We start from the raw sequence: 15354 nt of genomic DNA on the forward strand, positions 1-15354 counted from the left end.
CATCGAAGTCACCGCCCGCCCCGGCCAGCCGCTGGGCATGGCGCCGGCCACCTTCCTGCGCGACTTCTGGCAAAAGCGCCCGCTGCTGATCCGCAACGCCTTCCCCGACTTCCAGACCCCGGTGCAGCCGGAAGACCTGGCCGGGCTGGCCTGCGAGGAAGGCGTGCTGGCGCGCCTGATCGAGCACGACAAGACCCAGGACGGCTGGCGCGTGCGCACCGGCCCGTTCCAGGAAGACGTGTTCCCCGCCCTGCCCGACCATGACTGGACACTGCTGGTACAGGACGTGGACAAGTGGGACCCGGACGTGCGCGCCCTGATCGAGCACTTCAGCTTCCTGCCGCGCTGGCGCATGGATGACGTGATGATCAGCTTCGCCGCCACCGGCGGCTCGGTCGGCGCCCACGTCGACCAGTACGACGTATTCCTGCTGCAGGCCCACGGCCACCGCCGCTGGCAGATCGATGCCAGCGAATCGATCAAGGGCAGGCAGCCGCCGCTGGGCTTCCGCCCCGACGTGGAGCTGAAGCTGCTGAAGGTGTTCAAGCCCACCCACGACTGGGTGCTGGCGCCGGGCGACATGCTCTACCTGCCGCCGAACGTGCCGCACCACGGCGTCGCCGAAGACCCCTGCCTGACCTTCTCCTTCGGCATGCGCGCGCCATCGTCGGCCGAACTGATCAGCGACTACCTGGACACCCTGATCGCCGATGCCGACGAGAACATCCGCTACCAGGATGCCGACCTGAAGGTGCCGGCCGACCCGAACGAGATCGACACGGTGGCGATGGCGCGGGTGATCACCGCGCTCAATGCCATCCGCATGAACGATCCGGACAAGCTGGGTGACTGGTTCGGCCGTTTCATCACCACCTACCGCGCGGCCGGCGAAGTGATGGCTCACCAGGCCGCACCGGCACTGGAGGAAGTGGCCCAGGCCCTGGCCTCGGGCCTGCTGCTGCAGCGTCATCCGTGGGCACGCCTGGCCTGGCGCCGGGCCAAGCGCGGCGCCAGCCTGTACGTCAGTGGCCAGGACTTCGCGCTGCCGGTGAAGGACGCGCAGCGCCTGGCCGGCGCCGAGCAGCTCGATGCCGCCGCCTATCGCGGCCTGTCCGACAAGGGCCGCGCGGTGGTCCAGCAGCTGTTGGTCGGTGGCGTGTTCCAGCTGATCGATCCGAACGAGGTGTATGACGCTGAAGATGAGGATGACGGCGAAGACGCCGTGGTGCTCGGCGAAGTGGTCGAAGGGCGTGACCGTGTCGACGCGATCGACGCCGACGCGGTGTCCGACGATGTCCACACCGTGACCGTGCACGACGACGGCATCGAGGTCATCGTCAACTTCGAGGATCACGACGAAGACGACAGCGACGACGGTCGCGCCTGAGCCCTGCCATGGTCCGGGTCCAGCAGGTCAGCCACGCCGACGCCCACGTTGCCATCCACGACGTGCGCCAACGCGTGTTCGTGCAGGAACAGGGCATCGCCGCCGAACTGGAACGCGATGCGCTGGACCCGCTCAGCGCCCATGTGTTGGCGCTGGACAGTGACAACCAGCCGGTCGGCACCGGTCGGCTGGCCCCGGACGGCCGCATCGGCCGCATGGCGGTGTTGGCCAGCCATCGCAGCCACGGGGTCGGTGAGGCCCTGCTGGAGGCACTGGTCGAGGCCGGGCGCAGGCTCGGCCTGGCCGAGCTGCACCTGCACGCCCAGCTGCCCGCCCGCGATTTCTATGCCCGCCAGGGCTTCCTGCCGGAAGGCGAGGTATTCGAGGAGGCCGGCATCGGCCACCAGCAGATGCGCCGCCGGTTGGGCGCGGCCAGTGCCATCGACAGTCGCGAGCAGGCGGTGGCCATCACCACGGCCATCGTCCACCGCGCCCGCCGCCAAGTGTGGCTGCACAGCCGTCAGCTGGACCCGGGACTGCTCGACGCGCCGCCGGTACAGGCCGCCCTGCGCCGCTTCGTCACCGCCCGCCACGACAAGCAGCTGCGGGTGATCGTGCACGACGCCGCCGCCATCGCGTCTGCCGGGGCGCCGCTGCTGGCCTTGGCCCAGCGCCTGCCCAGTGTGATCCAGTTCCGCGAGGTCACCGACCCGGTCGACCGTGCGCTGGCCTCGGCCTGCCTGCTCAACGACGCCGGCGACTTCTACTTTCGTCTGATCGGTCATCGCCTCGACGGCGAGGCAGGCGTCGCACTGCCTGCACGTTCGCAGCCGTTCGAGCAGCAATTGCAGCGGGTCTGGGACCGTTCGCGCGATTGCAGCGAACTGCGTGCGCTCGGCATCTGAGCGGGTACCGCCTACTCAACCTGTCTGGAAGCGGCACCGGGGGACCCGGGATGCCCGTTTTGGTGCCCCTTCCTGTCCGGATGGGGGTACAATTTGGCTGTTTGAACGCGCCCGCGCAGGGCTATTCATCTTCCTGCCGGGTCCTTCTGAAGCCATACCCCACAAAGCGAATCAACACCCTCCATCGTGGACAATCAACTGAAGCAGTTTGCGCAATCTTCGCAGCTCGCCGGCGGCAACGCCTCCTATGTCGAGGACCTGTACGAGCAGTACCTGGTCTCCCCGGACAGTGTCGATCCCAAATGGAAGACCTACTTCGACGGCTTCAAGGGCCGCGAAGCAGGCGACATTCCGCACTCGGCCGTCATCTCCCACATTGCGGACGCGGCCAAGGAAGCGCTGAAGGCCGGCACCGGCAACGGTGCGGGCGACGAGCGTGAACGCAATGTCGGTCGTCTGATCACCGCCTACCGCTCGCGTGGCCACCTGGACGCCCGCCTCGATCCGCTGGGCCTGGCCGCGCCGGTCAACACCCCGGACCTGGGCCTGCCGTTCCACAGCCTGTCCGATGCCGACCTCAACAGCGAGTTCAGCACCGGCGGCGTCGGTGGCCAGCCGCGCATGAAGCTGCGCGACCTGCTGGCACGCCTGAAGGCGACCTACACCGGCTCGATCGGTGCGGAGTTCATGCACATCTCCGAGGTCGAGCAGCGCCAGTGGATCTACAAGAAGCTGGAAGCAGCCGGCGGCAACTACCAACTGGACGCTGACACCCAGCGCCGCACCCTGGAGCGCCTGACCGCGGCCGAAGGCCTGGAGCGCTACCTGCACACCAAGTACGTCGGCCAGAAGCGCTTCTCGCTGGAAGGCGGCGACTCGCTGATCCCGATGATGGACACCATCATCCGCAGCGCCGGCAAGGATGGCGTCAAGGACGTGGTGATCGGCATGGCCCACCGCGGCCGCCTGAACGTGCTGGTCAACACCCTCGGCAAGAACCCGCGCAAGCTGTTCGACGAGTTCGAAGGCAAGTTCGAGCACGACGAGCACGCTTCTGCCGGCGACGTGAAGTACCACATGGGCTTCTCGGCCGACGTGGCTACCGACGGCGGCCCGGTGCACTTGGCGCTGGCGTTCAACCCGTCGCACCTGGAAATCGCCGACCCGGTCGTGGCCGGTTCCGTGCGTTCGCGCCAGGAGCGCCGCAAGGACACCGCACGCAAGCAGGTCATGCCGATCCTGATCCACGGCGATGCGGCCTTCTCGGGCCAGGGCGTGGTCATGGAGCTGTTCCAGATGTCGCAGGCCCGCGGCTTCGCCGTCGGCGGCACCGTGCACATCGTGGTCAACAACCAGGTCGGCTTCACCACCTCCAACCCGCTGGACACGCGCTCCACGCGCTACGCCACCGACGTGGCGAAGATGATCGCCGCCCCGGTGCTGCACGTGAACGGCGATGATCCGGAAGCGGTGGTGTTCGCCGCGCAGCTGGCCTTCGAGTTCCGCCAGAAGTTCGCCAAGGACGTGGTCATCGACCTGATGTGCTACCGCCGTTGGGGCCACAACGAGGCCGACGAGCCGGCGATCACCCAGCCGCTGATGTACCAGGTGATCCGCAAGCACCCGACCACCCGCGAGATGTACGCCGAGCAGCTGGAAAAGGCAGGCGTGATCGCTGCCGGTGCCGGCAAGGCGATGGTCGATGCCTACCGCGAGAAGCTCGATGCCGGTGAGGTGACCACCGAGCTGGCCAAGGTCGAGAAGACCCCGCCGACCAGCCCGCTGTTCGTCGATTGGCCGAAGCTGCTGGAAGGCAAGCTGTCCGACCCGGTCTCGACCAAGGTCGAGAAGAACAAGCTGGTCGAACTGGCCAAGCTGATCAACACCATTCCCGAAGACGTGCAGCTGCACTCGCGCGTGGCCAAGGTCTATGACGACCGCCGCAAGATGGCCGCCGGCGAGATCCCGGGCGACTGGGGCTTTGCCGAGAACCTGGCCTACGCCACCCTGCTCGACGAAGGCCACGCACTGCGCCTGGTCGGCCAGGACGTCGGTCGCGGTACGTTCACCCACCGCCACGCGATCCTGCACGACCAGAAGACCGACAACTACTACATGCCGCTGCGGCAGCTGGTGGATTCGCCGGAGAAGGCCACCGTCATCGATTCGCTGCTGAGCGAAGAAGCGGTGATGGCCTACGAGTACGGCTTCTCCACCACCGATCCGAACACGCTGTGCATCTGGGAAGGCCAGTTCGGCGACTTCGCCAACGGCGCCCAGGTGGTGATCGACCAGTTCATCGCCGCCGGTGAAGCCAAGTGGGGCCGCATTTCCGGCCTGACCCTGCTGCTGCCGCATGGCTATGAAGGGCAAGGCCCGGAGCACAGCTCGGCGCGCCTGGAGCGCTTCCTGCAGCTGTGTGCACTGGAGAACATGCTGGTGGTGGTTCCGTCCACCCCGGCACAGGCCTTCCACATGCTGCGCCGCCAGCTGCACCTGACCACCCGCAAGCCGCTGGTGGTGATGTCGCCGAAGTCGCTGCTGCGCCACAAGCTGGCCGTGTCGACCCTGGACGAACTGGCCAACGGCGAGTTCCAGCACCTGATCGGCGACGCCAGTGCGGACGCCAAGAAGGTCAAGCGCGTGGTGCTGTGCTCGGGCAAGGTCTACTACGACCTGCTGGAAGACCAGACCAAGCGTGGCCAGGACGACGTGGCGATCATCCGCGTGGAGCAGCTGTATCCGTTCCCGCGTGCGCTGCTGGCTGCCGAGCTGAAGAAGTACGGCAAGGCCACCGACGTGGTGTGGACGCAGGAAGAACCGCAGAACCAGGGTGCGTGGTACCAGATCCGCCACCACCTGCAGTTCTGCCTGGCCGATGGCCAGAACCTGCACTACGCCGGTCGCGCACGTTCGGCGTCGCCAGCTGCCGGTCACATGGCTGACCACGTCCGCGAACAGCAGCAGCTGATCGCCGACGCGCTGGTCAACCCGTTCAACGACACGTTCGCTGAATAATCCTCCCCCTATTTAGAAGACAAACCAGGAAGCTCCCGCAATGGCCACCGAAGTCAAAGCCCCGGTACTGCCCGAATCCGTCGCCGACGGCACCATCGCCACCTGGCACAAGAAGGTGGGCGACGCCGTCAAGCGCGACGAAAACCTGCTTGACCTGGAAACCGACAAGGTCGTCCTGGAAGTGCCGTCGCCGGTCGACGGCGTGCTGAAGGAAATCAAGTTCGCCGAAGGCTCGACCGTGACCTCCAGCCAGGTCGTGGCGATCATCGAAGAAGGCGCCGTGGCTGCTGCCCCGGCTCCGGCTGCTGAAGCCGCTCCGGCAGCAGCCACTGCCCCGGCCGCTGCTGCTCCGACCGCTGCCGCCGCTCCGGCCCCGGCCGCCAAGTCGGCCGCCGATGCGCTGCCGCCGGGCGCCCGCTTCACCGCCATCACCGAAGGCGTGAACCCGGCCGACGTCGACGGCACCGGCCGTCGCGGCGCGGTGACCAAGGAAGACATCGTCAACTTCGCCCGCAACGGCGGCGCCGGCAAGGCCGGTGGCGCACGTCCGGAAGAGCGCGTGCCGATGACCCGCATCCGCAAGCGCATTGCCGAGCGCCTGATGGAGTCGAAGAACTCCACCGCCATGCTGACCACCTTCAACGAAGTCGACCTGTCCAAGGTGTCGGCGGCGCGCAAGGAACTGCAGGACGAGTTCGTCAAGGCCCACGGCATCAAGCTGGGCTTCATGAGCTTCTTCGTGAAGGCCGCCGCCAACGCGCTGCAGCGCTTCCCGCTGGTCAACGCCTCGATCGACGGCGACGACATCATCTACCACGGCTACTCGGACATCTCGATCGCCGTCTCGACCGAAAAGGGCCTGGTCACCCCGGTCCTGCGCAATGTCGAGCGCATGTCGTTCGCCGACATCGAGAAGACCATCGCCGACTACGCCAAGAAGGCGCGTGACGGCAAGCTGGGCCTGGATGAACTGCAGGGCGGCACCTTCACCGTGACCAACGGCGGCACCTTCGGTTCGCTGCTGTCGACCCCGATCATCAACCCGCCGCAGAGCGCCATCCTGGGCATGCACGCCATCAAGGAGCGTCCGATCGCCCAGAACGGCCAGGTCGTGATCGCGCCGATGATGTACCTGGCGCTGTCGTACGACCACCGCATCATCGACGGCAAGGATTCGGTGCAGTTCCTGGTGGACATCAAGAACCAGCTGGAAAACCCGGGCCGCATGCTGTTCGGCCTGTAAGAAACCTCCCGCCCCTCCGCGCCTGCGCGGAGGGGTTCTGGTAATGCATCAAGGAATAATTCAATGGCTGAACAATTCGACGTCGTCGTCATCGGTGCCGGCCCGGCCGGTTACCACGCTGCCATCCGCGCGGCCCAGCTGGGCCTGAAGACCGCCTGCATCGACGCAGCGCTGGGCAAGGACGGCAAGCCGGCCCTCGGCGGCACCTGCCTGCGCGTGGGCTGCATCCCGTCCAAGGCGCTGCTGGATTCCTCGCGCCAGTTCTGGAACATGGGCCACATCTTTGGCGACCACGGCATCAGCTTCAAGGATGCCAAGATCGACGTCGAGGCGATGGTTGGCCGCAAGGACAAGATCGTCAAGCAGTTCACCGGCGGCATCGGCATGCTGTTCAAGGCCAACAAGGTCGCCGCCTACTACGGCTTCGGCGAACTGCAGCCGGGCAACGTGGTCAAGGTCACCCAGCATGACGGTTCCATCGTCGAGCTGAAGGGCACCAACGTCATCATCGCCGCCGGTTCAGATTCGATCGAACTGCCGTTCGCCAAGTTCGACGGCGACACCATCGTCGACAACGTCGGCGGCCTGGACTTCACCGAAGTGCCGAACCGCCTGGCCGTGATCGGCGCCGGCGTGATCGGCCTGGAACTGGGCAGCGTGTGGAAGCGCCTGGGCGCTGAAGTCACCATCCTGGAAGCACTGCCGGAGTTCCTGGCCGTGGCCGACGCCGAAGTGGCCAAGACCGCTGCCAAGGAATTCAAGAAGCAGGGCCTGGACATCCGCCTCGGTGCCAAGGTCTCCAAGACCGAGATCACCGGCAAGGGCAAGAAGAAGGAAGTCGTTGTCACCTACACCGACAGCGAAGGCGAAAAGACCCTGACCGTGGACAAGCTGCTGGTGGCCGTTGGCCGTCGCGCCGCCACCAAGGGCCTGCTGGCCGAAGGCACCGGCGTCAAGATCAACGAGCGCGGCCAGATCGAAGTCGACGCGCACTGCCACACCGGCGTCAACGGCGTGTGGGCGGTCGGCGACTGCGTGCGCGGCCCGATGCTGGCGCACAAGGGCTTCGAGGAAGGCATCGCGGTGGCTGAGCTGATCGCCGGCCTGCCGGGCCACGTCAACTTCGACACCATTCCGTGGGTCATCTACACCGAGCCGGAACTGGCCTGGGTCGGCAGGACCGAAGCCCAGCTGAAGGCCGAAGGCATTCCGTACAAGGCCGGCAGCTTCCCGTTCGCCGCCAACGGCCGTGCCGTGGCGATGATCGAGCCGGCTGGCTTCGTGAAGATCCTGGCCCATGCCGAAACCGATCGCATCCTCGGCATGCACCTGGTCGGCGCCAACGTCTCCGAACTGGTGCACGAAGGCGTGCTGACCATGGAGTTCAGCGGCTCGGCCGATGACCTGGCCCGCATCTGCCACGCCCACCCGTCGCTGTCGGAAGTGATCCACGACGCGGCGATGGCGGTCAGCAAGCGCGCCATCCACAAGGCGAACTGATCTGCATCATGGTAGGTGCCGACCGTTGGCCGGCACTCACCTGCAGACGAAAAACCCCGCTTCGGCGGGGTTTTTTGTTTGCGTAATGACAGTCAACGCGCAACATTTCTGCCGACCACTGCATCTCATCTCTTCGACAAAAACACGCAGACATCCTTTCGGACTGCGTTCTTGACGCCTCACGCCCGGACTGACAATCTAATGGGATCGAAAGGAAGTGCACGATGACCCCTCCAACTATCTTTGTCAGCTCATCTGTATATGGCCAAGAGGCGTTACTAAATCAGATTTTCGCAGTACTTCGAGGGTATGGCTATAAGGTCTGGATGTCGCATCGCGGGACGATGCCGGTAAATCCAGGCCTGACTGCATTCGAGAACTGCATTGCCGGAGTTGAAAAAGCGGACATCGTGCTTGGAATAATAAACGGGCGCTATGGAAGCGGCATAGACGGCGATGAGCCCTCCATTACCCACAAAGAAATTCTAAAAGCAATAGAACTAGGAAAACCGCGCTATCTGGTAGCCCATCGAGACGTGGTAACGGCGAGGCACCTTCTGAAGCAATTTAGAAAGGAAGCGGACGGCACCCCCCGTCACCACACCTTCTTTAAGAAGACCCCAGTCATCGACGACATCCGCGTAATAGACCTCTATGACGACGCGACATTAGCTGATCGGCCCATCAGCGAACGTCAGGGCAATTGGGTTCAACAGTTTTCCGACGACACATCATTGCTTGAGTATATAGAAAGTCAGTTCTCCGAAGTCTCGCGATTCCAACACCCGACCACAACTTCGGAAGTGACACAAGCTCATGAATAAGAGTACAAGCCATATCGACAACTTAGTTGTCTTTGAGAATTTTTACATTAATGATGTAGCAGCCGCGGTATGTTCCTTGGCGAATGGTTCAGGTGGCCGCATAATGCTGGGCGTCTCTTTGGATGGGAGCGTGCAGGGGATTCCCGAGTGGCACGAAAAAGAGGAAATCTCCTACAGAATTCGAGACATCATTAGCCCCCGGGCTGCATTTTCAGTGATCGATCGGAAAATCAAAGAACGCTCTATTATCATCATTGATGTTCCACCCGGGACGGATCGCCCCTATGTCGCTGACGATGGCATTTACATTTGGCACGAGGGCGCTGTGAAGCAGGCGACACCTCGTGAGATATCGTCAATGATCTCATCTCGAGCAGAGGAACCAGTGCGCTGGGAACGCCAACCAGCGTCAGGGTTGGACTACGAGGATCTCGACGGCGACCAGGTTCTCAACACTTGGCGACTAATGCTTGATCGCCCGGGTGGAGATAAACTGCACGCTCGTGATAAGACGGACGCGCTTGATAGCATGCGTGTATCTGCATCGGGCCAAATATTCAATTCGGCCGCCGTACTTTTCGCGAAGGCCGGAATAGGGCTTGACCAATCAAAGGTGAAGATCGCCGCTTTTGATGGGCCTGATCGATCTTCATTTAGAGACAGCAGGATAATTCAGGGCGGACTTTTCCACTTATTTGATGAGATAACATCATTCCTTGAGCGACACATTCCGATTTCGTCCCACTTCGATGGATACACACGGCATGACAACCGACAGCTGTCAGCCTTTGTAATACGGGAATCGGTGATGAATGCCCTCGTTCACCGCGACTACTCGCAGACCAACGCCTTTGTGATGATCTCCCTCCATCCCAATAGGCTGGAGATTTGGAATCCTGGGAACCTGCCGGAAGGAATCTCTGCGGAGAGCATTGCCTCCATTCAAGTATCCCGCCCTGTAAATCCTGACATTGCCAATATAGCCCATGTAAGAGGCCTCGTTGAGCAATGGGGTAGCGGGGCCGGACGCATCGTCTCAGAATGCCGAAAATCTGGTCTCCGAGATCCCGTGTGGGCTTCAGTTGGCGATGGAGTAAAACTCACGATTTCGCTCGCCCCAAGAGCACAGCGCGATGATGAACTTAACGCAAAGCAATTTGCGGCCCACACGCAGCCTGGTGAAGTTGTGTCGACTCAAGATTACATGGAATCGTATCCTAATATCAGCCGCACCAGTGCCTTCCAGGATCTGGAAGACCTGGTGGAGCTTGGTTATTTCGTAAGAAGTCCACACGACGACTATTATGTTCGTACGGACCAAATTTTATAGTCCGACCTTCCTCAGCATGGGCAGAGTATGATGCAAGCCGCTCTTGCATCAGCTGTTTAGAGAAGTCCTGCACCAAGTGGAGTCTAGATCGGCCATGCGCACCCTTCACTGCCAGAATTCGTCCACGAAGCCCCCATGGCCATAAGCAAGCGCGCCATCCACAAGGCCAACTGGCCGGCCTTGCTGTGAAATGAAGAAGCCCCGCCTCGGCGGGGCTTTTCGTTCTCACTCTTTATAGAAATCAAATGAATCGGAACTGCGCATCATCCGGTGTCATTTAACTAGTCGAAGCTTTGGCGGTGCCTTCTGAGCTGTGCTCGATGTTGAAACAGCTCCACCCGAAACCACCGATAGCTTAGTCAGCTGGAACGTGAGTGCATCAATTTCATCCACACTCAAATTCAAGCTCGCAGCAATCTCCCGACGTCCCTTTCCATGCTCGCGAAGGCTATCCATCACCTTCCCCAATAGCTGGGAAGTCTCACGCTCCATTGGCTCCGGCTCATTAGTCCGATAACCATTTTTCGCAATCTCTATGCACAAGCTACGATAACTCCATTCACTGACCAAATCGAGAGACCGAAACCTATAGGCCAGTGCAGCCAACGAAACGCCCCAGTAATGCTTCAGCTTCATCAAATACTTGATCGTACAAACAGGCGGTTGATAGGAAACCACACTGTCCTCAGGCATCAAGAAAGCGGAAGCAAAGGCGTCCGCCTGCCGCTCCATTTCCGGCCCATGCCCCGCCCCATGCTGCATCGTGTAGACGTCACGGACAAGATGGCCCAGCTCATGCGCTGCATCAAACCTACTGCGCTCAGCAGATTTCAAGGTGTTCAGGAAAACAAAAGGTTTACCTTCGTACCAAGTACAAAAGGCATCCACATCCCGAGTTTCCTCGACCAACGAGAAAACACGAATACCTTTCGACTCAAGCAAATGAACGATATTCGTAATAGGGGCATTACCCAAACTCCACGCACGGCGAAGTGTCGCCGCAGCCTCCTCCGGCCCCAGGTCACTCAGATCAGGCAGATCCGCCGAGGGCAAATCGAAGCGATCTTCAATCCATTGATTTATCTTGAAAGCGATTGAACCAGCCGCAAACGCACACGCCTTTGTCGCCTCTGTCATCTTCGAAAGCTTACGAAAGCTAACCGCATGCCCCTGAATCTCGGGCATGTCATCCTCAACAAAAAAGAAGCTCTGTGGAAATCTGAGCAACTTCGCCATGTGCGCCAGCATTTCCAGGTCCGGAGCAGAAGCTCCGGACTCATAATTCTGAACGCTACGACTCGTTACGCCCAATTCCTTGGCAAATTGCGCCTTCGTCAGGCGCCGTCTAATCCTGGCAAAAGAAATTTGCTTGGGATTAATGTCAGACATAAATTTCTACTCAAAACGCACCCTTCTTGGGCACAACTTCAACCGTGGTTGGGATGTTTGGCTCTCCCTTCGGAATCATGAACTCATCGGGGCCGTTAGGAACGGCTCCAAAAATCAAGCGCTCTCCCCACTGCGTGATCTTCTTCCTACTAAATCCAGTCGGCAAGGAAAGCTCGAAGCGAACCTGTTGCAAACTCCGATCGTAATGATAAAGCAGGGCCCAGACTTGAGTCTCCTTCCCCTTTCTTCTAGCAACCTTCAGCGAATTACCGTTGAACAGCTCAAGTTGCTGGTAGTTGCTCTGCACGTAACCTTCTGCGACAGCGCCCTTCTCGGCCTGATTGGTAGGATCATCAAAGCCTTCCCTGCCCGTCTCAGCATTTCCGGTCATCACTACAATTGACACTTCATGCTCCGGAGAACTGATAAAAGGGCAATTTTTATGCTCATGAATCTTCCATTGAACCTTGGCCAGGATCGTGCGCAGGTCCTCGACCGTCTTGAGCCATTGCTGGACACCCGCCGCAGTAGGAGCGGAAGCCCGCGTCACATCATTTCGAGCACCGAGACCACCAATAACGGCAGCACGCAACATAACGGACGTCAGGTCTGGATGCAGCCCGTGAAGACGGGCCTCAACCTCTGCGGGTTCAACAATCGCTTTTGCCCGACGAGGGCCAAAACTGGACAGCTCAAGTTTGCTCACGAAGACGACCTTTGCGTTTCCGGAATCGAGACCTCATGTTGTGGTATAAAAACCGGAAATGCAAGCACTCTCGGGACAGCAAAGACGCGGAGCTTCGCCGCTAGGATAGGGATTTTTCTTCAAGACCAATGGTTCCGGATTGACCGTAGAGCCACGCGCCGACGCGCCGCTTCGCGGCGCCAAATGTAGACCAAGCAATGCAGGACGCAGCTCTACGGCAACAGATCCGTCAGCGCCCGTTCCTCTGCCTCAACTGACCTGCCTGCAGACGAAAACCCCGATTCGGCGGTTCTGTTTTTGTTGCCGTCACTGAGTGCCTTGACGCTGCAATGCGGCGGTCCAATGATCGGGGCATCTGACCAAGGAAGGAACGTCCATGCGCTCGATCCCCCTCGCCCGCCCGTGCCGCACCGCTGCGGTGGTGTTGATGGCAACCCTGGTTCCGCTGCTGGCCTGCGCAGCCGAACCGCTTGAAGGCGATTACCGCAGGGCCTCGGTGCAGCCGGTCGAAGTGAGCCCGCACGGCGCCAACCAGATCAGGATCCGCTACAGCATGCCGGGCGAAACCCTGTTCTACTCTCCCGGGGTCGATTACCGCTCCGAAGGTGGCACCCTGCAGGTTGCGATCCGCCGCTGCGGCATCAAGGACAGCGGCTGCAAGCCGATGGCCAAGGCCACCTCGCCCAAGGACAATCCGTGGCGGCCCGAAGTCGTACTGCCCTACCGCGGCGAGAAGATCATGATGATGTACAGCGATGGCCAGCAGCAGGTCATCCCTGCACCGCCGGCCGCGGGCTCACGCTGATCAGGACGCGCGGCCTGCAGCGGCGGTAGCCAGCGCCTGCACGAAGACCTGCGTGGCGCGCGATGCACGCCCCACCTCCGAGCAGACCAGGCCGAACACGCGGCGGATGCCGGGGGCCACGGGCAACACCCGCAGCCCGTGACGGTCCGTCGGCAAGGTCGATTCGGGCACCAGCGAAACGCCCAGGCCCTCGCGCACCAGCACACAGGCGCTGGCCCAGTCGCGCACCGTGATCCGTGCGTCGGCCAAGTGCAGGCCCGCGTCTTCCATCAGCCGCTGGCCGTTCACCGTGCAGCCGCCGGTGGCGAGGATGAAGGGCTCGGCGGCCAGTTCATCCAGCGCGATCCCGCGCTCGGTCGCACGACGCCCCAGCGGATGGGTCTGTGCAAGCACCGCCACCCACGCGTCGCTGCCCAGGGCCACGGGTGACCGCGCTAGTGCGGGGTTCATCACCACGCCCACGTCGACAGCGCCCGAGTCGAGCCACTGCTCGACCTCCTCGTCCGTGCCCTCCACCACGACCACTTCGATGCCAGGGTGGCGGCGCTGGAAGTCGCGCAGCAGCGCAGGCAGCACGGTTGAAACGATCGAGGGGAACGTCGCCAGCCGGATGCGCGCCCCGCTCAGCCCCTGGCTGTCGTCGGCCAGCGCGCGGATGGCCTGCAGGCCACCCAGCATGGTGCGCGCATGTTCGATCACCTGCTGGCCCAGCGCGGTGACATCCACCTGGCGACGTTCGCGCACGAACACGGCAAACCCCAGTGAGGATTCCAGCTGGGCAAGGGCCTGGCTGGCACCGGACTGGCTGATGCCCACGCGCTCGGCGGCGCGCGAGATCGTGCCCTCGTCAGCCACCGCAACCAGCAGCCGCCAATGCGCGAGATTCATCATGTGCGGCAGTAGCTCAGCTTATGGATACCGAATCAAACATTGATTTTACCACCCCTCCCCGGCTGGGCAGACTGCCCTGCATCGGCAGGCCCCACGCCTGCTTCCCCGCCAACGGAGATCCCCCATGAAGCTGTACTACGCCCCCTACACCTGCTCGCTGTCACCGCATATCGTGCTGCGCGAACTGGGCCTCCCCTTCGAACTGATCAAGGTCGACAACGCGAGCAAGCGCACCAGCGATGGTCGCGATTTCCGCACCATCAGCCGCAAGGGCTACGTGGCCGCGCTGGAACTGGATGACGGCCAGGTGCTGACCGAAGGCCCGGCCATCGTCCAGTACCTGGCCGATCTGCGGCCGGACAGCGGTCTGGCCCCGGCAGCGGGCAGTTGGCAACGCGTGCGCCTGCAGGAATGGCTGAACTTCGTGACCAGCGAGATCCACGCCGGCTCGGCGCCGCTGTTCAATGCCGATCTGCCGGAAGCGGCCAAGGCATTCTTCCGGCAGAAGTTGTTCAAGCGCTTCGACCTGCTGCAGGAAACCCTGGCGGCGCAGGACTTCCTGATGGGGCCCGACTTCAGCGTGGTCGACGCCTATCTGTTCACGGTGCTGGGCTGGTGCCGGTTCTTTGCGATCGACCTTGCAGCGTGGCCGGCGCTGGAGGCGTATGTCCGCCGGATCAACGCGCGTCCGGCGGTGCAGGCCGCACTGCGCGCAGAGGCGGCCTGATGCGCGAACCGTTGTAGAGCCGAGCCCATGCTCGGCTGGCCCTTGCGAAAAGCAGCCGAGCGCAGGCTCGGCTCTACCCTTGCTTGGCCGGCGGCGCCGGCTTTGGCGGGTCGTCACAGACGCGGTGCTTGACCACGGTGTCCCCCACCTTCCATTGCTTCACGACCCGACAGCTCTCTTTGGCAACGGGCGCTTTCGAGGATCGAGCCGCGGCCGCATCCGCCTCATCGGCAGCGGCCGCCTGCTGCCGTTCCAGCCACGCCGAGGACGGTGCCGGTGCCGGCGGTTCCGCCAGTGCCGGGCCGGCCAGCAGGGCCAACCCGACCAGCAGCAGCACCCTCATGCCGCCACCGCCCGGCCACCCAGCAGCCGCGCCGGCAGCATGAACAGCGCGCGCAGGAAGGCGAACAGGGCCGAGAAGGTGATGCCGACCAGGCGGAACGGCAGGCTCAGCAGCCACACGAACGGCCAGGCGATCAGGGCGAGGATCGCCAGCGGCCAGCACAGCACGAACAGCAGGCACCACACGCCGAGCGCGAACAGGGTCTTCATCACGGTCTCCTTGTGGCGGCACCTTGCCGCCTGCGGACACCTTGGCGCCCCGCTCTGGCCGCCCGCAAACGGTTTGC

Annotated in this window: 14 protein-coding genes; 9 read left to right on the plus strand and 5 right to left on the minus strand. The window is 62.5% G+C overall.

What is annotated here, in order from left to right:
- Nucleotide 1: 1 nt before the first annotated feature.
- The 7 genes from O0K41_RS09835 to O0K41_RS09865 all read left to right on the plus strand — a co-directional run bounded on the left by O0K41_RS09835 (nt 2) and on the right by O0K41_RS09865 (nt 10207).
- Nucleotides 2-1387, plus strand: coding sequence for a cupin domain-containing protein (locus O0K41_RS09835; RefSeq protein WP_308304497.1), 1386 nt, complete (start codon nt 2-4; stop codon nt 1385-1387).
- Nucleotides 1388-1395: 8 nt separating this feature from the next.
- Nucleotides 1396-2292, plus strand: a complete 897-nt coding sequence (locus tag O0K41_RS09840) for a GNAT family N-acetyltransferase (RefSeq protein WP_088436789.1) — start codon at nt 1396-1398, stop codon at nt 2290-2292.
- Between the two features lie 186 nt (nt 2293-2478).
- Nucleotides 2479-5310, plus strand: a complete 2832-nt coding sequence (locus O0K41_RS09845) for a 2-oxoglutarate dehydrogenase E1 component (protein WP_005410271.1) — start codon at nt 2479-2481, stop codon at nt 5308-5310.
- A 40-nt stretch (nt 5311-5350) separates the two neighbouring features.
- Complete coding sequence (gene sucB, locus O0K41_RS09850) at nt 5351-6553, plus strand: dihydrolipoyllysine-residue succinyltransferase (RefSeq protein WP_164221994.1); 1203 nt, start codon at nt 5351-5353, stop codon at nt 6551-6553.
- Between the two features lie 63 nt (nt 6554-6616).
- The gene (lpdA, locus tag O0K41_RS09855; RefSeq protein ID WP_164221996.1) at nt 6617-8053 is read left to right on the plus strand and encodes a dihydrolipoyl dehydrogenase; all 1437 of its coding nucleotides are present in this window, start codon (nt 6617-6619) and stop codon (nt 8051-8053) included.
- Nucleotides 8054-8277: 224 nt separating this feature from the next.
- Nucleotides 8278-8877 carry a DUF4062 domain-containing protein gene (locus O0K41_RS09860; RefSeq protein WP_164221998.1) on the plus strand — a complete coding sequence of 200 codons (600 nt, stop codon included), beginning with the start codon at nt 8278-8280 and terminating at the stop codon, nt 8875-8877.
- Complete coding sequence (locus O0K41_RS09865) at nt 8870-10207, plus strand: ATP-binding protein (protein WP_164222000.1); 1338 nt, start codon at nt 8870-8872, stop codon at nt 10205-10207. Before O0K41_RS09860 ends, O0K41_RS09865 begins: the two co-directional genes overlap by 8 nt.
- Before the next feature lie 273 nt (nt 10208-10480).
- Here the strand turns inward: O0K41_RS09865 and O0K41_RS09870 are convergent, their stop codons facing one another.
- Together O0K41_RS09870 and O0K41_RS09875 are read right to left on the minus strand one after the other, a co-directional pair.
- Nucleotides 10481-11596: an XRE family transcriptional regulator gene (locus O0K41_RS09870; protein WP_164222002.1), complete on the minus strand. Its 1116-nt coding sequence runs from the start codon at nt 11594-11596 to the stop codon at nt 10481-10483.
- Between the two features lie 10 nt (nt 11597-11606).
- Nucleotides 11607-12302: a hypothetical protein gene (locus O0K41_RS09875; RefSeq protein WP_164222004.1), complete on the minus strand. Its 696-nt coding sequence runs from the start codon at nt 12300-12302 to the stop codon at nt 11607-11609.
- A gap of 376 nt (nt 12303-12678) precedes the next feature.
- Here O0K41_RS09875 and O0K41_RS09880 point away from each other — a divergent pair, with 376 nt between their 5' ends.
- A complete protein-coding gene (locus O0K41_RS09880; protein ID WP_164222006.1) occupies nt 12679-13107 on the plus strand; it encodes a hypothetical protein in 429 nt (142 codons plus the stop codon).
- Here O0K41_RS09880 and O0K41_RS09885 read toward each other — a convergent pair whose 3' ends face one another.
- Nucleotides 13108-13995 carry a LysR family transcriptional regulator gene (locus O0K41_RS09885; protein ID WP_239503559.1) on the minus strand — a complete coding sequence of 296 codons (888 nt, stop codon included), beginning with the start codon at nt 13993-13995 and terminating at the stop codon, nt 13108-13110.
- A gap of 127 nt (nt 13996-14122) precedes the next feature.
- On the opposite strand from O0K41_RS09885, the gene gstA reads away from it, so the two are divergent.
- Nucleotides 14123-14725, plus strand: coding sequence for a glutathione transferase GstA (gene gstA, locus O0K41_RS09890; protein ID WP_164222010.1), 603 nt, complete (start codon nt 14123-14125; stop codon nt 14723-14725).
- Between the two features lie 73 nt (nt 14726-14798).
- Here the strand turns inward: gstA and O0K41_RS09895 are convergent, their stop codons facing one another.
- Nucleotides 14799-15068, minus strand: a complete 270-nt coding sequence (locus O0K41_RS09895; protein ID WP_164222011.1) for a hypothetical protein — start codon at nt 15066-15068, stop codon at nt 14799-14801.
- The gene (locus O0K41_RS09900; RefSeq protein ID WP_010486834.1) at nt 15065-15277 is read right to left on the minus strand and encodes a hypothetical protein; all 213 of its coding nucleotides are present in this window, start codon (nt 15275-15277) and stop codon (nt 15065-15067) included. The genes O0K41_RS09895 and O0K41_RS09900 overlap by 4 nt, the downstream gene beginning before the upstream one ends.
- Between the last annotated feature and the right edge of the window lie 77 nt (nt 15278-15354).

The sequence above is a fragment of the Stenotrophomonas sp. Sm2128 genome (assembly GCF_030985535.1).
GTDB lineage: Bacteria > Pseudomonadota > Gammaproteobacteria > Xanthomonadales > Xanthomonadaceae > Stenotrophomonas > Stenotrophomonas maltophilia.